This is a genomic window from Thermoanaerobaculia bacterium (assembly GCA_035260525.1).
GTDB lineage: Bacteria > Acidobacteriota > Thermoanaerobaculia > UBA5066 > DATFVB01 > DATFVB01.
Map to the genome: position 1 here is coordinate 1 of DATFVB010000313.1, position 19,542 is coordinate 19,542.

Consider the following 19,542-nt stretch of genomic DNA (forward strand, 5'->3'; position numbering starts at 1 on the left):
GGCCGAGATAGATGTCGCCGACCGAGCCCGACCGCCGCGCGCGCTCGAGGAAGAGCTCCACCGGCTTGCCGTTTTCCGTCAGCGCGACCCGCGTCTGGGCCGGGCTGCAGTCGATCAGGATTTCCTTGACGGCGTCGCTCATTCGGTCTCAGGCATTCGCGATGTCCTCGAGTCAGGCATTCGCGAATCTCCTCGCTTCGACCGACAGGATCAGGCCGATCGAGGCGAGCGTCGTCGCGACCGACGACCCGCCGTACGAGAGGAGCGGCAGCGGAATCCCCGTCGTCGGGAAGAGGCCGATCATCATCCCGGTGTTCAACATGACCGAGAAGAAGAGGCAGGCGGTGAGCCCCAGCACGAGGAAGGCTCCGCCGCGGTCGCGCGCGTGCGTCGCGAGGCGCAGCCCGCGCAGGACGACGGTCGCGTAGAGCGAGAGGACGACGAGCACGCCGAGGAACCCGAATTCCTCGGCGAGCACCGCGAAGATGAAATCCGTGTGCCGGACCGGCAGGAACCGGAGCTGGCTCTGCGTCCCGCGGCGGTAGCCCTTGCCCACCAGGCCGCCGGAGCCGACCGCGATCTTCGACTGGCGGACCTGGTAGCCGGCCCCGGAGACGTCGACGTCGGGGTGAACGAAGGTCGTGATCCTCTGCTTCTGATAATCCTTGAGGAACAGCCACCCGACGGCGCAGCAGACGACGAGCGCGGCGGCGAGGAGCGCCCAGTACCGGCGGCGCATGCGGCCGAAGTACATCCCGACGAGGAGGAGCGGCACGAACGTGAGCGCGAGGCCGAGATCGGGCTGGAGGAAAACGAGCAGGCACGGGACGAGCACCATCGCGAACAGCTTTCCGAGCGCCGCCGGACGGAGGCGCCGGTCCTGCTCGTTCTCGAAGAGGTAGGCCAGCAGCAGCGCGGTCGCGACCTTGGCGACCTCGGCGGGCTGGAACTGATAGCCGCCGAACCTCACCCAGGAGCGGACGTGCGCGATCCGGTGCCCGAGGGCGAGGAGATACACGAGCGGTGCGAGCGAGGCCGCGTAGATCGGGAAGGAAAACTTCAGCAGCACCCGATAGTCGACGGCGAGCATCCCGAGCATCAGCGCGATGCCGACGCCCATCCACATCGCCTGGCGGCCGGTGAGCTCGGCGTTGCGCCCCCCGAGCGTGGACGAGGCGACGAGGAGAAGACCGATGCCGAGCAGCGCGAGGACGGCGAGAAGGAGCGTCGTGTCGACGCGTCTCCTCTGGAACAGGCCCCTCACCGGCGAGCCTCCGTGATCGGCGCGGCTTTCCGCGCGGGCGCCGGAAGCGACGCCGCGGCGCGCGCGGCCGCGATCGTGGTCGGGGCGGGAGCTCCGGCCGGTGGCTCGCCGGGCTCCGCCGGGTGGGGGATCGGAACGCCGAGGTACGTCGCGGCGAGGTCGCGCGCGAGCGGCGCCGCGGCCGAGGCGCCGTGCTGGCCGTGCTCGACGAAGACCGCGATGACGATCTTCGGATCCCGCCTCGGCGCGAAACCGATGAACCACGCGTGGTCGCGCTTCTCGAACGGGAGCGATCCCTCCTTCTTGGTGTCCTTCTGGGCGACCACCTGAACGGAGCCCGTCTTCCCGCAGAGATCGAGGCCCGGGAGCCTCGAGAGGTAAGCCGTTCCTCCCGGTTCGTTGACCACCGCCCACATCGCGTCCTCGACCTGCCCGACGATCGCGGGATCGATCTTCATCCGCTCCTCGGTCCCGTCGAAGTACTCGAAGCGGCCGCCGGTCTGCGCGTCCTGGGCGGAGAGGAAGAGGTGCGGCCGCGGGAAGCGCCCGCCGTTGACGAGTCCGGCGAGGCCGCGCGCGAGCTGCAGCGAGGTGACGAGGAGCGGCCCCTGGCCGATCGCGACCGAGATCGTCTCGGAGGGATACCAGTGGGCCTTGCGGACCTTTTCGCTCCATTCCTCGGAGGGGACCAGGCCCGCCTTCTCGTTCGGGAGGTCGAGTCCGGTCGGCTTTCCGAACCCGAAGGCCCGCGCGGCCTCGGCGATCTTCTCGATCCCCATGCGCTTGCCGAGCGTGTAGAAGTACACGTCGCACGAGCCGCGGATCGCCTCGCGGAGGTTCACCCAGCCGTGCCCTTCCTTCTTGTGGCACTTGAACGCGCGGCCGTAGAACGTCGCGTACCCCGGGCAGAAGACCTTCGTGTCGGGCGTGATGTAGCCGCCGGCGAGGCCTTCGACCGCGAGGAAGACCTTGAACGCGGAGCCGGGCGAATAGACGTTCTGGATCGCGCGGTTCTGCAGCGGGCGGAAGGGATTGTCGACGAGCGTCGCCCATTGGGTGCCGGTCATCCGCCGCGAGAAGAGATTCGGATCGTAGGAGGGCGCCGAGATCATCGCGAGGATCTGCCCGGTCTTCGGATCCATCGCGACGGCCGATCCCACGCGGTTCTGGAAATACCGCTCCGCGACCTCCTGAAGCCTCTCGTCGATCGTGAGCGTCAGGTTCCTGCCGGGCACCGGGTCCTCGCGGCTCTCCTCGGCGGTCTCGTGGCCGAAGGAGTCGACGATGATCCGCCGCTCGCCGTCGCGTCCGGCGAGGAGGTCCTGGTAGGCGCTCTCGATTCCGCGCTGCCCGATCGCCACACCCGGCCGGTAGCGGTCCGGCTGCGCCGCGATCTGGTTCGGCGACGCCTCGGAGAGATACCCGATCGCCTGCGCGCCCGTCCCCTTCGTGTACAGCCGCCGCTGCCCGACGCCGACGGCGAATTCGGGGTCCTCCGCGCCGCGCGCCTCGATCGCCGCGACCTCGCCGATCGTGAGGTTCTCGGCGAGCGCGATCGGGACGAAGTCGAAGTACGTCCGATAGCGCGCCACCCGGCGTTCCACGTCCTCGCGCGGGAGCCCGAGGAGAGAAACCGCCGTGTCGATCGACGCGGCGAGGTTCTTCGTCTCACGCCGGTAGAGGTAGAGGGTGTAGGAGGGCTCGTTCTCGGCGAGCGGGACCCCGTGGCGGTCGTAGATCACTCCGCGCGCGGCGGTGACCGCGACCGAACGCAGGCGGTTGTTCTCCGAGAGCTTGAAATAGTAGTCGCCGCGGACGATCTGCGTGTACCAGTAGGCCGTCGCCATCGCGGCGAAGGCGAACGCCGCCGCGATGAACGCGACTTCGATCATGCGCTGGAAAGACTCGCGCTCCTCGGAAGAGCTCCCTCGCAGCCTCATGGTTCGAGGCCTACCCCCGTCCCCTCCCCCCATGGGGAGGGGTGGCCGCAGGCCGGGGTAGGGTGGCGCCGAGCGAGGCGGAGCCGAGCGACCGGCGCCCTCAACGGAGCCTCCGCCGCTGGCGCCGGCGCCACTCCTCCTTCCAGGGAAATCGCCACGCCCAGTAGAGCAGCCCGCCGACGGCGCCCGTCACGACGCTCCCGCCGAGATCCGCGGAGGTGATCGCGAAGCGCGTTCCGAGAAGGAGACGGCCGAGCGCCGCGACCAGCACGTCGTTGGCGAGCTCCGCGATCGCGATCGTCGCGGCGACGACGAGCGCGCCGCCGAAGACCATCCGGACCGCCACCAGCGCGAACGCATACCCGAGGAGCGCCTTCGCGAATGCGTGGGCCCCCTTCAGCGGATGGAGCAGCACGTCCTCGATCAATCCTCCGAGCGCTCCCCCGACCGTCGCGGCGATGAAGCTCGCCGACGCCGCCTGGTACGCCACGGCGAGGAGGAACCAGTCGACCGAGGAGAGCAGCGGCGCGCGCAGCGAGGCGAAGAGCACCGTCGCGCCGGCCGCGGCGAGGGTCGAGATCGCGACGCGCAGCGCCTTCACGGGTCAAAATCCCTTCCGGGCGATTCTGCGACTCGCAAACCTCGCGCGCGCGGCCCACGGCATTACTCGGAAGGGCTCCGACCGTCTTCGGCCGAGGGAGCCGGGTCGAGGACCAGGACGTCGTCCAGCCGGTGGAGCGGGGCGGCGGGAGCGAGTCGGATCGCGAGGAAGAGCGCCTTGCCGCGGGTGACCCGCGTGACCGTGCCGATCGGGATGCCGCGCGGGAAGATCCCGTCGATCCCGGCCGTCTCGACGAGGTCTCCCGGCCGCACGTCGGCGAGCGCCGAGACGTAGTCGATCCGCAGCTCCCCGCCGTCCCCCCGCACGACGCCCTGCTCGCCGGTGCGCGCGATCCGTCCGCCGACCGCGGAATCCGCGTCGGTGACGAGGATCGCTTTCGCAAACCGCGGCGAAACGGACGTGACGCGTCCCACCAGTCCGGCCGTCACGGCGAGCGGCGACCGGGGGAGGACTCCCGAGTCGGCGCCCGCACCGATCAACGCGCGGCGGTACGAGCCCCGCTCCTCGATCGAAAGGATCGGCGCCGCGGCGCGCACTGCCGGAAGGAACGGGGCGAGCTTGAGGAGCGCGCGCAGATGCGCCGCGTCCTCGGCGCCCGCGCGCAGCGCGAACACCTGCTCTTCGAGCGAGGAGACGCGGCGGCGGAGGACCTCGTTCTCCCGGCGGGCGCCGAAATAGGACCGGATCGACCCGGCGACCGACTTCTCCGCCTGCGCCGCCTGATGGCTGCCGGCGACGAGGGGACTGAGCACGAAGAACCCGGTCCGCTCGAGCAGCGACGGCCCGCGCCCTTTCTGGCGGGCCTGCGCCGACATCAGCAGAAGGCAGCCTCCGAGCGTCCCGGCGAGGACGATTTTCGCGTGCCGGGCGCCGGCGGCGGGCGAAGGAAGGCGCGGATCAGGCAATCGAGATCTTTTTCAGGAGACCGAAGTCGGTGAGCATGGCGCCGGTGCCGAGGGCGACCGAGGCGAGCGGGTCCTCGGCGTACGAGATCGGCAGACCCGTTTCCTCGCGCAGCCGCCGGTCGAGGTTCTTGAGCAGGGATCCACCCCCGGTGATGACGATCCCGCGGTCCATGATGTCGGCGGAGAGCTCGGGCGGGGTGCGCTCGAGGGCGACACGGACGGTCTCGACGATCGCGGCGACGACCTCCGAGAGCGCCTCCCGGATCTCCTCGTCGGAGAGCAGCAGCGTCTTCGGCACGCCTTCGACGAGGTCGCGTCCCTTGACCTCCATCGTCATCGGCTCGTCGAGCGGGTGGGCGGAGCCGATCTCGATCTTGATCTGCTCGGCCGTCCGCTCGCCGACGAGGAGGTTGTACTTGCGTTTGATGTACTGGACGATCGCTTCGTCCATCTCGTTGGAGGCGATCCGCACGGAGCGGGAATAGACGATCCCCGCGAGCGAGATGACGGCGACGTCGGTCGTCCCGCCGCCGATGTCGACGATCATGTTGCCTGCCGGCTCGGTGATCGGAAGCCCCGATCCGATGGCGGCGGCCATCGCCTGCTCGATGATGTACACCTCCGACGCGCCCGCGCGCATCGCGGAGTCCTGGACCGCGCGCTTTTCGACCTGCGTGATGTCCGACGGGACGGAGATCACGATGCGGGGCCGGACGAAGAGCGACCGGCCGTGCGCCTTCTTGATGAAGTAATCGAGCATTTTCTCCGTGACCTCGAAGTCGGCGATGACGCCGTCCTTCATCGGCCGGATCGCGGCGATGTTGCCCGGGGTGCGGCCGAGCATCTCCTTGGCTTCCTTGCCGACCGCTTCCACCCGGTTGGTCAGCTTGTTGATCGCGACGATCGAGGGCTCGCGGACGATGATTCCGCGGTTGAGCGCGAAGACGAGGGTGTTCGCGGTCCCGAGGTCGATCGCGAGATCGGACGAGAAGAGGGAAAAGAGCGATTTCCAGCCCATGGATCTCCTTCGCGAGGAAGCGGCCCGGTCAGAATAATTCCACGAATACGCGAATGCGTTTGACGGTCTCGCGCCCCGCGGCGTCGGCGGCCTTGACGACGATCTGCGATTCCCCCTCGGTGTCGACGGTGACGGTCGTCTTGAACGAGCCGTCCGGCTCGACGTCGGCGCGCTTGCCGCCCACCGAGACGGAGGCCGACGGATCGGTGTGTCCGAAGATCAGGAAGAGGTTGCCCATCTGCTGCGGGGTCTCGATCTGGAGGGGCGGCGGCGCACCGGCCGGCGCGCCGGCCTTCGCGGCGTCGGCCACGACCCGGAACCGGCGGTAAGGGCTCCAGTCGGAGGAGACCCCCTTGCCGCTGATCGCCGCGACACGCCAGTAGTACGACCCTTCCTCGTGAGGCCGGATCGCGGCCTGGAGGCCGCGGCGGTCCGAGAGGTCGAGCGGCGTCGCATCGGGAATGAAGAGCCGCGACCGCGAGACCTGGAGGTGGTAGCGGGAGGCCTCCTTCACGGCGGTCCAGCGGAGCACGACGTCGGCGTTCTTCTTCAGGTCGAAGATCCGGTTGTCGGCGGGGTCGACGGGCGCGGGGGACTCGGGCAGCGCGATCTTGCCGCCGAGGCGCTGCGTCGCGGCGTTGGCGCGCACGCGCTCGCGGTCGGAGAGGACGACGCTGTCGCGCTCGGTCCGCAGCACCGCCTGGCCGCGGTAGCTCGAAACTTCCGTGTCGTGGTTTTCGGCGACGGAGACTCCGACCTCCGAATCGCGCTGCACCTCGGCCGACACGGCCTTCGTGCGGATCTGCGACGGCGCGTTGGACGTGTAGACCTGGATCGAGCCCGACACCATGTCGACGGCGCTCGATTTCTCGCGGTCGGGCCGCTGCCCGCTCTTGACCTCGAAGAGCGAATCGGGGCGGAGCTGGTAGAGGGTGCCGTCGAAGAACATGATCTCCGCCGAACCCGACGAGGAGGTCTTGATGAAGTCGCCGTCGTACAGCGACTGGCGCAGCCGGCATTCTTCCCACGTGCCGCGGCCGGCGCGCTGGATCGTGACCTCGCCGTCGAGCGCGACGAACGTCGCGTCGCCGATGTCGGAGTGGCCGGCGCGGCCGAGCGCCCGGCGCGAGAGCGATTCCGACTCGACCGCGAGGTCGTACGCCTCGACGTTCTTCGCGTTCTCGAGTGCGCTCCTGGCGTCGGCCAGCCGTTCCTTCGCCTGCCCGAGCGTCGCCGTGAACCGGGAAGCCTCGGGGCTCGCTTCGGCGTTCTTGTAGGTCGTCTCGGCCTGCTGGATCTGCCGCTCTGCGCGCAGCTCCGGCGAGACGTGGTTGCGGCGGTAGACGTGCACTCCCCACGTCGCGGCCCCTCCGGCGACCAGGAGAATGATCAACCACCGCCGCACGTCGCGGTAGGAGAAGACGATCCATTCGAGGTCTCCCCGGGTCGCCCTCTTGTTTGCCGTCTGTGCCATAAGTTGAGGAATGAGCGGAACTTACCGTCGTCCGCCTTATAACATAGCCCCCCGACCGGGACAAATTCTTCCGCTTTGCGCCGTGCGGTGCGCGTTGTTAATATATCAAGTTCGCCGAAAGACTCGGGAAGGAGAACGTCAGCCCATGCTCAAAGTCATGCGTCGAAGCTTCCAGCATCTCAAGTGGGTGCTGTGGTTCGTGGTCATCGTGTTCGTCGCCTTCATCTTCGTCGACTGGGGAATGGGGCGCGTGCGCGGCGACAAGGCGACCAGCGGCGAGGTCGCGACCCTCCACGGTGAACCGATCACCGCGGCCGACTTCGACCGCCAGTACAAGCAGACCGAGGACCGGTACCGGCAGATGTACAAGGGGAACTGGTCTCCGGCCCTCGCGAAGGCGATGGACCTCCCGAACCAGGTGTTGAACGGCATGATCGAGCGGCGGATGCTGCTGGAGGCCGCGCAGCGGACGGGGCTGCGGGTGGCCGACGCCGAGCTCGCCGGGCGGATCCAGGCGATGCCGGCCTTCCAGCGCAACGGCCAGTTCGTCGGCGCCTCCGAGTACGCGAGCGCGCTGGCGGCGTACGGTCTGACGGTCGGGCAGTTCGAGCGCGGCTTCCGCGAGGACATGCTGATCGAGAAGTACAACGCGCTCGTCGCGGCGAGCCTCGTCATCCCGGAGGAGCGCCTGAAGTCGCAGTTCGAGGCCCAGAACGAGAAGGCGAAGGTCGAGTACGTCCTCCTTCCTCCTGCCAGGCTCGCCGCTTCGGCGCCGGCCGCGCCTTCCGACGCGGAGCTCATGAAGTTCTACGACGGGAACAAGGATCTCTTCCGCGAGCCGGAGCGCCGCAAGCTCAAGTATCTCCTCGTCGAGCAGTCGAAGCTCCGCGAGAAGCTGAAGCCCTCGCCGGCCGAGATCCAGGCATACTACGACGCGCACTCCGACGACTTCGCGGTCGCCGAGCGGGTGCACGCCGCCCACATCCTGATCAAGACCGGCAAGGACGCGACACCCGCCGAGGACGCCGCCGCGAAGAAGAAGGCGGAGGACGTCCTGGCGCGCGCGAAGAAGGGAGAGGACTTCGCCGAGCTCGCGCGGAAGTACTCCGACGACCCCGGCTCGAAGGCGCAGGGAGGCGATCTCCCGCCGTTCGCGCGCGGCCAGATGGTCCCGCCGTTCGAGGAGGCCGCGTTCTCGATGTCTCCGGGCGAGATCCGTGGGCCGGTGAAATCCGACTTCGGCTACCACGTGATCAAGCTGATGGCGAAGCTCCCCGCGGGCAAGCAGACGCTCGCCGAGGCGACGCCGCGGATCGCGTCGATCCTCACGCAGGACCAGATGAAGGCCGCCGAGCAGCGCAAGGCCGAGGCGCTCCAGAAGGCGATCGGCAAGAACGCGAGCGACGCGGACCTCCGCAAGCTCGCCGACGACGTGGTCTCCTTCGACGCGACCGACTGGGTGACGGCGCAGGGTCAGGTGCCGGGGATCGGCTACGCGCCGGGGTTCCTGAAGGCGGCGTTCGCCCTGAAGAAGGGGGAGGTCTCGCCGCAGCCCGTGCCGACGCCGCGCGGCCTCGCGATCGTCAAGGTCGCCGACGTGAAGCCGCCGGGGATCCCGGAATTCGCCGAGGTTCGCGCGAAGGTCGCCGCCGAGTACGCCCGGCGCCAGACCGAGGAACGGGAGCTCGGCGCCGCGCGTCCCGTGGTGGCGGAGCTGCGCGGCGGCGCCGACCTCGCGGCGGTCGCGAAGCGCTATCAAGCCGACGTCCAGACTCCGGCCGAGTTCGGCAAGGGGGCGCCGATCGGCAGCCTCGGCGCTTCGCCGGCCCTCGCCGACGCGATCTTCAAGACGCCCGCCGGGCAGTACGGCGACCCCGTCGCGCTTCCCGGGAAGGGCGTCGTGATCTACCGCGTCGTCTCGAAGACCGATTTCGACCCGGCGGCGTTCGCGGCGCAGAAGGACAAGCTCGCCGACGCCGCGCGCCAGCAGGAGGCGCAGAAGCTGATCGAGGCCGAGCTCGCGCACCGCCGCAGTCAGGAGAAGATCGTCGTCAACGACGAGATCCTGAAGCGGTACACGCAGGGGTGATGAGCGGGCCGTCCGGTCCGCACGACGCGCCGCGCCGTCGCGGGATCGACACCGAGGCGATCGGGAAGAGAAGTGCCGGGCTCCGATGGCGATGAAGCGCGGCGAGACGGGTGGGAAGGCGGATCCGGACGGCGGGTCGGCGGGTGAGGCGTCGCGACCGCCTGCTTCGCAGATGGAGCATGAGCGGTCGCTAAACGTTCGAGTCGAGGGGAAGCATCCCCTCGAGCTCCCCTCGGGAATCCCCGCCAAGAGGAAAGCGTGACCCGTAAGTCGCTCGAACCTGGCAGCCCGTCGGCAGGCCGGCCGGACCCGGATAACCGCCCGTATCGCCGTCGCGGGATCGACACCGAGGCGACGCGCGCCGGCGAGGACGACCGCTCCGGCGCGCTCGTCGACCCGATCTGGCAGACGGCCCCCTTCTGGTTCAAGGACGTCGCACAGCTCGAGGCCGCCGCGCGCGGCGAGCGTCGCGATCTCTTCTACTCGCGCTACGGGAACCCGACCATCACGGCCGCCGAGAGGAAGATGGCGGCCCTCGAGGGGACCGAGGACGCAGTGGTCTTCGCCTCCGGTCTCGCGGCGATCGGCGTCGCGCTCAAGGCGGTGCTCTCGCCGGGCGATCACGTCGTCGCGACCGAGGACCTCTACGGCGGGACCCTCGCCCTCTTCCGCGACGTCTTTCCCGCCGCGGGAATCGAGGTCACGCTCGTGCCGACTTCGGCCGACCCGGACTTCGGGCGGGCGATCCGGCCCGCGACGCGCCTCCTCTACGTCGAGACCCCCACGAACCCGCTCGTCAAGATCGTCGACCTCGAAGCGGTGGCCCGGCGGGCGAAGGATCGCGGGCTCCTCTGCGCAGTCGATTCGACGTTCGGCTCCCCGGTCCTCCAGCGCCCCGCCGCGCTCGGGTTCGACCTCGTCCTCCATTCCGCGACGAAGTACCTGAACGGGCACGCCGACGTGACGGCGGGTTTCGCCTGCGCGGCGGCCCCGGTCGCCGCGAGGCTCCGCACGGCGCGGAAGATGTCGGGAGCGATCCTCGACCCGCACGCGGCGTGGCTCCTGACGCGCGGGATGAAGACGGTGGCGCTCCGCGTGCGGGCGCAGTCGGAGAACGCGATGGCGATCGCCCGGCGCCTTGCGTCGCATCCGGCGGTCGAGCGGGTGCACTACCCGGGGCTGCCGGATCATCCGGGCCACGAGGTCGCGCGGCGGCAAATGGGCGGCGTTTTCGGCGCGATGCTCGCCTTCGACGTTGCCGGCGGCGGCCCGGCGGCGCGCCGCACCGTCGAATCGCTGCGGCTGATCCGGCTCGCGACGTCGCTCGGGTCGGTGGAAACGACCGCCGATCTGCCGGCGATCACCTCGCATTCTCCCGCGATGATCGACCCGGCGCGCCGAGAGGCGCTCGGGATCCGGGAATCGACGATCCGGCTGTCCGTCGGCGCGGAGGATGTCCGCGACCTCGTCGCGGACCTCGATGCGGCGCTGAACGCCGCACAGGATGCGGCGCTGAACGCCGCGCCGGATGCGGCGCTGAACGCCGCGCCGGATGTTGCGCCGGACTCCGCGCCAGGGGCCGCCAGCAACGTTGCGCGGGACGCCGCCCCGGACGCGGGCCGCCGATGATCGCGCGTCTCTCCGGCGCGCTCCTCGAGAAGCTCCCCGACCGCGTCGTGATCGACGTGTCGGGCGTCGGCTACTCCGTCGCGATTTCGTTCCAGACCTACCAGGAGCTGCCGGACGCGGGAAACTCCGCCGCGCTCCTCATCCACACCCACGTGCGGGAGGACATGCTGGCGCTCTTCGGGTTCGCCTCGGAGCGCGAGAAGAAGCTCTTCGAGATGCTGATCTCCGTCTCGGGAGTCGGTCCGAAGCTCGCGCTCACGCTCCTTTCCGGCATTCCCGCCGACGACCTCCTCGGCGCGCTCGCGAAAGGGGACGCGCGTCGGCTCGTGTCGATTCCCGGGATCGGGAAGAAGACCGCGGAGCGGCTGACGCTCGAGCTCAAGGAGAAAGCAGAGAAACTCTTCGTCCCTCCCGCCGGCGGGCCCGGCGTCGAGGCGCGGGACGTCGTCTCGGCGCTCGTCAACTTCGGCTACAAGAAGTCGGAGGCCGACCGCGTCGTCGATCACCTGACGCGCAAAGGCGCGCCTCCCTCGTTTGCCGACTTTTTGAAAGAAGCGCTCGCGGCGCTCTCGGGAGGGTAGCCGGCACCGCGGGCGACCCGCATTCCGTTTCGCACGCGTCTCGCCGCGTCCGGTGGTTCCCACGATTGACACACGACGAAGAATGGTCATGTCCGCTCGGGATCGTCGTGGATTCGAGAAAACTCTGAGGCGGAGGCAGACGGGTTGAAAGACGCGTTCGGGGCGCCCGGCCGGCGGGTGAGGGCGTACCCGGGCGTACCTTGATCCCGCCGGCGAACGCCACGGACGCGTATAGCGACCCGTATGGTCCGCGCCCGCCGACGATCAGGGATAATGAGTTCGTCGTGAACGAAGCCCACCGGTCCGTCCTCTCGCCCTCCGCGCTCGAGGAAGAAGCCGCCGTCGAGCCGAAGCTGCGGCCGCGAAGGCTCTCCGAGTACATCGGCCAGAAGAAAGTCCGGGACAACCTCGAGGTCTTCCTTCAGGCCGCCAGGGCGCGCGGCGAGGCGCTCGACCACGTGCTCCTGACCGGGCCGCCCGGGCTCGGCAAGACGACGCTCGCCCACATCGTCGCCCACGAGATGGGCGTGGGCCTGCGCATCACCGCCGGGCCGATGATCGCGCGCGCGGGGGACCTCGCCGCGATCCTGACGAACCTGCAGCCCGGCGACGTCCTCTTCATCGACGAAATCCACCGGCTGCCGACGGCGGTCGAGGAAGTCCTCTACTCCGCGATGGAGGATTTCGTCCTCGACGTCGTGATCGGAGAAGGGCCCGCGGCGCGGACGCACCGCATCGAGCTGAAGCCCTTCACGCTGGTCGGGGCGACGACGCGGCCGGGGCTCCTCTCGCAGCCCCTGCATGCGCGGTTCGGGATCCAGCACCGCCTCGACTTCTACGATCCCGATTCCCTGGCGACGATCATCGAACGATCCGCGCGGATTCTCGGCGTCCCGATCGAAGACGACGCGGCCCGCGAGATTGCGCGGCGCAGCCGCGGAACTCCCCGCATCGCGAATCGGCTGCTCCGGCGCGTCCGCGACTTCGCGCAGGTCGCCGGGAAAACGGTGCTGGATCGGCAGACCGCCGACGAAGCGCTCGCGAAGCTCGAGGTGGACGAGTACGGCCTCGACGAGCTCGACATCCGGATCCTGTCGGTCCTCGTCGAGAAGTTCGGCGGCGGTCCGGCGGGGGTGTCCTCGCTCGCCTCGTCGCTCGGGGAGGACCGCGGGACCCTCGAAGACCTGTACGAGCCGTTCCTGCTCCAGGCCGGGTTCATCCAGCGCACTCCCCGCGGTCGGGTCGCGACCGCGCGCGCGTACAAGCGGCTCGGCATCGCTCCCGGCACGGCCGGAAGCTCGCTCTTTTGAGCGCCCCGGCCGGCTCGGAGGCCCGCGGGCCGGCCCGCCGCGGCGTCCTCATCTACAACCCGACGGCGGGACAGCGCGACCGCCGGGCGGCGATGCAGGCGGTCATCGAGAGGCTGCGGGACGACGGCATCGAGCTCGCCCACGCCCCGACGCGCGGACCCGGCCACGCGACGCGCATCGTCCGGGATCTGCTGCCGGGAAATCCCGACGTGGTCGCGGTGTGCGGCGGCGACGGGACGGTGTCGGAAGCGGCCGCCGCGCTGCTGGGCACCGACGTGCCGCTCGCGATCCTGCCGGGAGGAACCTCCAACGTGCTCGCGGTCGAGCTCGGGATCCCGTTCGAGCTCGATCGCGCGGCCCGGCTGATCGTCGACGCAGAGGTCCGGACCGTCCGCGCGGCGGTCGCCAACGACCGGCCGTTCCTGCTGATGGCGGGGGTGGGCCTCGACGCCCGCGTGATGGGAAAGATGAGCCTCTTCCTCAAGCGGTGGTTCGGCCGCGCCGGGATCCTCGTGACCGCGGTCGTCGAGTTCTTCCGGTACGAGTTCCCGAAGCTCGACGTCGAGATCGACGGCGCGCATCACGCGGCCACGTTCGCCGTCGTCGCGAACTCGAAGCACTACGCCGGCGACTGGATCGTCGCTCCCGACGCGTCGGCCGACTCCGACACCCTGGAGGTGCTGATCTTCGACTCCCGGAGCCGCCGCGATTTGTTCCGGCTCTTCCGCGGCATGCAGGGAGGGAAGGGGAAGCATCTGAAGAGCGGTCTCGCGCGGGTCGTTCGGGGACGCCGGGTGCGCGTCACATCGCTCGAGCCTTACGCCGTCGAGGTCCAGGTCGACGGCGACTGCGTGCTGGAGACGCCGGTCGAGTGCCGGATTGCCGAACGGCGCCTCCGCGTTCTGGCTCCGAGAAAGGGCTAGCGCGGCGAATGCATCGAGCCGGGCGGGCGCGTGCCGGCCGCGAGACCCTGCGACCTACGCCCGGGTAGGCCTCGGGATCTCGCGGCCGGCCCGCATCCCGCCGGGCTCGCGCCTCGCCGCGCCTCAAAGTCGCGCCAACTGAGAATCGGCTCCGCAGCATCGCCCGGTTCTCGCCGCGTCTCAGGGAATCCTCAGCGAGTTCAGCGGCAGCGATCTCCGATCGCTGACCGCTGCAACTCGATGCCCTATACTTCGCGGAACTCGAGCGAGGAGGAGAGCTTGGTAGAAGTCGCGGTCCCCCCCGACGCCGAACCGATGCGCGTTCGCCATCCGAAGGGCCTCTCGACCCTCTTCTTCACGGAGATGTGGGAGCGCTTCAGTTACTACGGGATGCGCGGGTTCCTGATCCTCTACATGACCGCGTCGGTCTCGGCGGGGGGGCTCGGATTCTCCGACCAGCACGCGGGGAGCCTGTACGGCACGTATACCGGAAGCGCCTGGTTCGCCGCGATCTTCGGGGGCCTCATCGCCGACCGCTGGCTCGGGCAATACCGCAGCGTCCTCGTCGGCGGCATCATCATCGCGCTCGGCCACTTCACGCTCGCCTTCAAGGTCCTCCCGTCGTTCTACGCCGGCCTCGCGCTGATCGTGATCGGGACCGGGCTGCTCAAGCCGAACGTCTCGACGATCGTCGGCTCGCTGTACGAGCCGGGAGACGCGCGGCGCGACGCCGGCTTCTCGATCTTCTACATGGGGATCAATCTCGGAGCGTTCCTCGGGCCGATCATCGCAGGCTATCTCGCCCAGAAAGTGAACTGGCACGTCGGCTTCGCCTGCGCCGGGGTCGGAATGCTTTTCGGGGTGATCCAGTACGTCGTCGGGCGCGGGCGGCTCAAGCCCGCGATCGAGCGCCTCTCCGCCCGGCGCGTGCCCCCCGAGGGGCCGGGCGGCGCCGTCTCGACGGCGGGAGGATTCACGCCCGCCGAGTGGAAGCGCATCGCGGCCGTGGTCGTTTTCTTCCTGTTCGCCGGCATCTTCTGGGGCTCCTACGAGCAGGCGGGCTCGACGCTGAATCTGTTCGGCGACCGTTACACCAGGACGTCCGTCTTCGGGTTTTCCTTTCCCTCTTCCTGGTACGTCTCCGTGCAGGCGCTCTGGGTGATCATCCTCGCGCCGATCATGGCGTGGGTCTGGACGCGTCTCGGCCGCATGAGAAAAGAGCCGTCGAGCCCGGCCAAGTTCGCGCTCGGTCTGGTCTTCGCCGGGCTCGCGTTCCTGATGCTCATCCCCGCGGCGAGGCTCGCGCAGAGCGCGGCGAACGTCCGCGTGAGCCCGCTCTGGCTCGTCGGCGCCTACTTCATCGAGGAGCTCGGCGAGCTGTGCATCTCTCCCGTCGGGCTGTCGATCGTCACGAAGCTCGCGCCCGTGCGGATCGTGGGTCTGATGATGGGGGTCTGGTTCCTCTCGAACGCCCTCGGCAACAAGCTCGCGGGGTTCGCCGCGGAGTTCTTCAGCTCGATGCCGCTGGACCGGCTGTTCGGCATCGTCGCGATCATCTCGTTCGCGGCGGGACTGCTCATGTTCGCGCTCATACGCCCCGTCAAGAGCCTGATGGGAGAAGTTCGATAGAGGCGCGGACCATACGCGCCGTTACACGGGTCCGTCGGGCCGGCCGCCGGCACGACGTACGTTTCGGTACGCCTTAGCCGTCTGCCGGCCCGCCGGACCCGTCTTCCCGCACGGCTGGCCGCGCCTTCACGCGCTCAACGGAGCCGGAGAAATCCGGTTTCTCCCCGTTTCTCAGTTGTCGCTCGGGACGAAGCGCGGCTACCCGGTCTCGGTCGCTTCGCCGAGCTTGCGCAGGAGCTCGTAGGTGTAGATGCCGTCGTTGTGGCCGTCCTGCCAGTAGATCTGGATCGCGTAGCCGCCGACCTTCTTCCAGCCGTGCATGAGGAAAGCGCCGAGCCCGTAAGGCCGCTTCGGCGCGCGATAGACGTTCCCCATCAGGTCGCTCTCCCCCCGGCACATCGCGCACGGGCATTCCCGTCGGAGCCGCTCGAGCGAAAAGTAGTCTTCGCGCCCGTCTTCCCACACGACGACGAGCTCGCGCCCGATCTGCTGGATGCTCCGGGGGACCTCGATGGCCATTTTCCGGTTCTCCTACCCCTCGACGGGCCGGAAATCCGAATTTCGAATTTCGAAATCCGAAACCAATCCGAATCTCGAATGATGGGAATTCGAAACCGGGGTTTTAGATGTTCGCGTGCGGAATTTCGAGTGTGTTTCGGGTCCGGATTCCTGCTTCGACTTTTTGTTCTGCTGGTGAGTTCTCATCATTCTGATTTCGGTCATTCGGGCTTGTTTCGACGATTCGTCTTTCGTGCTTCGAACTTCCGTCACGGATCAGCCCTTCTTGCTGGACGCCTCGTCGAGCGCGGCGAGGTCCTTGTCGAAGATCTTGACGAACGATCTCTTGCGGAGGTCGGTCAGGTAGTCGGCGAATTTCTTGTCGTAGATCTCCTCGGACAGGCGCTTGCGGATCTCCTCCTTGACGTCGTCGAACGGCCGGTATCCCGCCTTCTCCCGATCGGTGATCGAGAGGAGCGCCCACCCGTCCTTGAGCTCGACCGGCGCGGTCAGCGCCTCGGGGATTCCGAAGATCGCGTGGTCGAGCTCGGGCTGGAGGTCGCCGCGCGAGACGACGCCGAGGTCGCCCCCGCGGTCGCGGGCCGGGCCCTCCGTGAGCGTCTTCGCGACGTCGGAAAACGCCGTACCGCCGGCGATGCGCGCGCGCGCCTCGTCGATCTTCCCCTTCGCGGCCTCCTTCGAGGCGGGGTCCGCCGGGTCGAAGCGCACGAGGATTTCCGCCACGCGCGCCTTCTCGGGAATCGGGTATTTCTCGTCCTTGACCTTCTCGTACTCGGTCCGGAGCGCGTCGTCGTTCAGGTTGATCGGCACCTCGCGCGCGAGCACCTTGTTGGTCAGGAGCGACTCGCGGAGCTGATCGCGCAGCACGTCGCGGTCGATGCCGTTGGCGGCGAGCGCCCGATTGAACTCCTCGTCCGAGGTGAGGCCGTACTGCGTCTTCACCCGTTCCATCGCCTCGTCGATCTCCTCGGGAGTGGCGACGATGTCGAGTTGCGCCGCCTTTCCCTCGACCAGTTTCTGCCGGATCATCTGCTCGAGGACGGCGAGCCGGAGCCGCGAAAGGTCGGCCGGGGCCTGCGGGTCCTTTCGTGCCCGTTCGACGCGCGCGTCGAGGTCGCCCTCGGTGATGATGCGGTCGTCGACGCGGGCGACGACGCGCTCGACGAGCTCGGCGCCGGCGGCCGCCGAAGCGGCGGCGCACAGCAGGATCGCCAGGATCTTCCTCATGATTCCTTTCCCCCGGGAAGAAAGCTCCCCGTGTAGACGAAGGGCAGCCGGTCGAAGTAGACGCGGATCCGCCCCTGGCGGCGCGCGGCGTCGATGAGTCCGTTGAGGTAGCGGTCCGCCTTCTCGCGGGCGAGCCGCTCCCGGATCTCGGGCGCGGCTTCCTCGCGCGTCAGCGTCCGCGCCGGATGGCGCTCGATCACGGTGAAAACCAGAAACCCCTCCTCCGCGGCGATGACCGGCGATACCTCTCCCGGTTTCAAACGAAAGACCGCCGCCTCGAATTCCGACGGCAGGTCGCCCCGCCGCACCCACCCGAGCGCCCCGCCGCGTGGCGCGTCCGGCGCCTGGGAGACCGTCCGGGCGAGCTCCCCGAAATCGGTTCCCGCCGCGGCCCGCGCGCGGGCCGCGTCCGCTTCCGACCGGACCCGCGTGAAGATCCGGGCGACCCTGACCTCCTCCGGCCGCCGCCAGCGCTCCGGATGGCGATCATAGTCCTCCCCGATCTCCGCGTCGGTGGGGCGCACGGCGTCGCCCGCTCGGCCGACGAGGAGGCCCGGCGCCTCGCGCCGGTCGGCCTGGGCGTCGCCGCTGTCGAGCCGGGCGTCGCGGCGCCACGTCTCCTCGCGCAGGAACTCGTCGAAGAGCCCGGAGACGACCGCCGGCTGCGAGTCCGCGATCGGCCGTCCGGCGTTGGCTTCGAAGAAGGAGCGGAAGGAGTGGAGCGGCACGGGGCGGCCGTCGATCACCGCGATCGTCTCGATCGATCCGGCCGCGGGCTTTCGCGCGCATCCCGCGAGCGCGATCCCGAGCGCCGCGGCGGCCAGCGGAGTCGCGAACCGCCGCGCGGCCGTCTTCATGCCGCCGCCGCCAGCAGCGCGTCGAGGAAGCCGATCACGTCCTCGACGCTCCAGTCAGCCGGCAGCGCGACGACGCCCGTCGGAGCGACCGACGCTCCCGGCCGGCCGCGGAGCAGCGCGACGACGCGCGCCGGCTCCGCGCGCGATTCCGCGTCGAAGACGAGCCGGTACCCGGAGCGGCGCCGCTCGACCGACTTGATCGCGAGGCGCTCGGCGCGCCGCCGGAGGCGGCCGTACTCGATGAGGTTGGCGACCGGCTGCGGGGGAGGCCCGAAGCGGTCCTCGGTCTCCCGCGCGATCTCGCGGATCTCGGCGTCGTCCCGCGCCCGGGCGATCCTCTTGTAGAGGGCCATCCGCAGGCTCTCCTCGGGGAGGTACGAAGCGGGAATCGAAAGCTCGCTCCCGAGGGAGATCGTGACGGCGCGCTCCGGAAGGACCTCCTCCCCCTTGAGAGACCGCATCGCCTCCTCGAGAAGGTCGAGGTACATCTCCAGCCCGACCGCCGCGATGTGGCCCGACTGCTCCGCGCCGAGGAAGTTTCCGGCGCCCCGGATCTCGAGGTCCTTGGCCGCGATGCGGAATCCCGCTCCGAGGTCGCAGAACTCCCGGATCGTCGCGAGCCGCGCCCGAGCCGTCTCCGTCAGCGCCGCGCCCGGCTCGATCACCAGATAACAGTAGGCCGCCTTGTCGCTTCGCCCGACGCGCCCGCGGAGCTGGTAGAGCTGCGAGAGGCCGAACGTGTCCGCGCGGTCGATCACGATCGTGTTCACCGACGGGATGTCGATCCCGTTCTCGATGATCGTGGTCGCGAGCAGGATGTCGTGCCGGCGGGAGACGAAGTCGAGCATCGTGCGCTCGAGCTCCCCCTCGCTCATCTGCCCGTGCCCGACCGCGATGCGCGCGTCCGGCAGGAGCTCGGCGAGGAAGGTCTTCTCGGCGAGGATCGATTCGACGCGGTTGTGGACGTAGAAGACCTGGCCGCCGCGCTCGAGCTCGAACGCGATCGCCTCCCGCACGAGATCGGCCTCCTTCGGGATGATCTGTGTCTCGATCGCGAGGCGGTTACGGGGCGGCGTCTCGATGATCGAGAGGTCCCGCAGTCCCGAGAGCGAGAGGTTGAGCGAACGCGGGATCGGCGTCGCCGACATCGAGAGGACGTCGATCGAGGCCTTCCACTCCTTGATCCGTTCCTTCTGGGCGACCCCGAACCGCTGCTCCTCGTCGACGACGAGGAGACCGAGGTCCCGGAACCGGATGTCTTTGGACAACAGCCGGTGGGTCGCGATCAGGACGTCGATCGCGCCTTCGGCGGTTCTCGCGGCGATCCGCTTCTGCTCGGCGCGGTCGCGGAACCGCGAGAGGAGCTCGATCGTGACCGGAAACGCGGCGAAGCGCCGCGTGAAGGTCCGGTAGTGCTGGTCCGCGAGGATCGTCGTCGGCGCCAGCACCGCGACCTGCGCGTCGGTGCCGCTCTCGTCATGGGCGCTGTCGGCCATCGGCATCACCGAGCTCATCAGTGCGCCCCCCCGCCGACATGGATGGCATCCTGCAGCGC

16 protein-coding genes are annotated in these 19,542 nt (G+C 69.3%); 6 read left to right on the forward strand and 10 right to left on the reverse strand.

All coding sequences use genetic code 11. The features are described from left to right. Positions 1-172 precede the first annotated feature (172 nt). The 6 genes from rodA to VKH46_14875 form a co-directional block, all read right to left on the reverse strand. Positions 173-1,264, reverse strand: a complete 1,092-nt coding sequence (gene rodA, locus VKH46_14850) for a rod shape-determining protein RodA (protein HKB72123.1) — start codon at positions 1,262-1,264, stop codon at positions 173-175. After that, positions 1,261-3,204: a penicillin-binding protein 2 gene (gene mrdA / locus VKH46_14855; protein ID HKB72124.1), complete on the reverse strand. Its 1,944-nt coding sequence runs from the start codon at positions 3,202-3,204 to the stop codon at positions 1,261-1,263. Before mrdA ends, rodA begins: the two co-directional genes overlap by 4 nt. Positions 3,205-3,304: 100 nt before the next feature. Further along, positions 3,305-3,805 carry a hypothetical protein gene (locus VKH46_14860; protein ID HKB72125.1) on the reverse strand — a complete coding sequence of 167 codons (501 nt, stop codon included), beginning with the start codon at positions 3,803-3,805 and terminating at the stop codon, positions 3,305-3,307. Positions 3,806-3,867: 62 nt separating this feature from the next. Then, a complete protein-coding gene (mreC, locus tag VKH46_14865; protein HKB72126.1) occupies positions 3,868-4,731 on the reverse strand; it encodes a rod shape-determining protein MreC in 864 nt (287 codons plus the stop codon). Next, the gene (locus VKH46_14870; GenBank protein HKB72127.1) at positions 4,724-5,749 is read right to left on the reverse strand and encodes a rod shape-determining protein; all 1,026 of its coding nucleotides are present in this window, start codon (positions 5,747-5,749) and stop codon (positions 4,724-4,726) included. The genes mreC and VKH46_14870 overlap by 8 nt, the downstream gene beginning before the upstream one ends. 28 nt (positions 5,750-5,777) lie before the next feature. Beyond that, positions 5,778-7,223, reverse strand: coding sequence for a FecR domain-containing protein (locus VKH46_14875; protein HKB72128.1), 1,446 nt, complete (start codon positions 7,221-7,223; stop codon positions 5,778-5,780). A 145-nt stretch (positions 7,224-7,368) separates the two neighbouring features. Between VKH46_14875 and VKH46_14880 the strand changes: the two genes are divergently transcribed. The 6 genes from VKH46_14880 (at position 7,369) to VKH46_14905 (ending at position 15,384) form a co-directional block, all read left to right on the forward strand. Continuing rightward, positions 7,369-9,312 carry a peptidyl-prolyl cis-trans isomerase gene (locus tag VKH46_14880; GenBank protein HKB72129.1) on the forward strand — a complete coding sequence of 648 codons (1,944 nt, stop codon included), beginning with the start codon at positions 7,369-7,371 and terminating at the stop codon, positions 9,310-9,312. Between the two features lie 258 nt (positions 9,313-9,570). Beyond that, the gene (locus tag VKH46_14885; protein HKB72130.1) at positions 9,571-10,941 is read left to right on the forward strand and encodes an aminotransferase class I/II-fold pyridoxal phosphate-dependent enzyme; all 1,371 of its coding nucleotides are present in this window, start codon (positions 9,571-9,573) and stop codon (positions 10,939-10,941) included. Further along, the gene (gene ruvA / locus VKH46_14890; GenBank protein ID HKB72131.1) at positions 10,938-11,522 is read left to right on the forward strand and encodes a Holliday junction branch migration protein RuvA; all 585 of its coding nucleotides are present in this window, start codon (positions 10,938-10,940) and stop codon (positions 11,520-11,522) included. Before VKH46_14885 ends, ruvA begins: the two co-directional genes overlap by 4 nt. A 284-nt stretch (positions 11,523-11,806) precedes the next feature. Further along, the gene (ruvB, locus tag VKH46_14895) at positions 11,807-12,832 is read left to right on the forward strand and encodes a Holliday junction branch migration DNA helicase RuvB (GenBank protein HKB72132.1); all 1,026 of its coding nucleotides are present in this window, start codon (positions 11,807-11,809) and stop codon (positions 12,830-12,832) included. After that, positions 12,829-13,755 (forward strand): diacylglycerol kinase family protein, encoded by a 927-nt coding sequence (locus tag VKH46_14900; GenBank protein ID HKB72133.1) that lies wholly within the window; start codon positions 12,829-12,831, stop codon positions 13,753-13,755. Before ruvB ends, VKH46_14900 begins: the two co-directional genes overlap by 4 nt. A 279-nt stretch (positions 13,756-14,034) precedes the next feature. Next, entirely contained in the window at positions 14,035-15,384 is a 1,350-nt protein-coding gene (locus VKH46_14905) for a peptide MFS transporter (protein ID HKB72134.1), read from the forward strand. A gap of 198 nt (positions 15,385-15,582) precedes the next feature. Here the strand turns inward: VKH46_14905 and VKH46_14910 are convergent, their stop codons facing one another. From VKH46_14910 to VKH46_14925, 4 genes are all read right to left on the reverse strand, one after another. Next, complete coding sequence (locus tag VKH46_14910; GenBank protein ID HKB72135.1) at positions 15,583-15,903, reverse strand: DUF971 domain-containing protein; 321 nt, start codon at positions 15,901-15,903, stop codon at positions 15,583-15,585. Positions 15,904-16,158: 255 nt separating this feature from the next. Continuing rightward, complete coding sequence (locus tag VKH46_14915; protein ID HKB72136.1) at positions 16,159-17,130, reverse strand: SurA N-terminal domain-containing protein; 972 nt, start codon at positions 17,128-17,130, stop codon at positions 16,159-16,161. Beyond that, positions 17,127-17,987: a peptidylprolyl isomerase gene (locus tag VKH46_14920; protein HKB72137.1), complete on the reverse strand. Its 861-nt coding sequence runs from the start codon at positions 17,985-17,987 to the stop codon at positions 17,127-17,129. The genes VKH46_14915 and VKH46_14920 overlap by 4 nt, the downstream gene beginning before the upstream one ends. Beyond that, positions 17,984-19,501: a TRCF domain-containing protein gene (locus VKH46_14925; protein ID HKB72138.1), complete on the reverse strand. Its 1,518-nt coding sequence runs from the start codon at positions 19,499-19,501 to the stop codon at positions 17,984-17,986. The genes VKH46_14920 and VKH46_14925 overlap by 4 nt, the downstream gene beginning before the upstream one ends. Between the last annotated feature and the right edge of the window lie 41 nt (positions 19,502-19,542).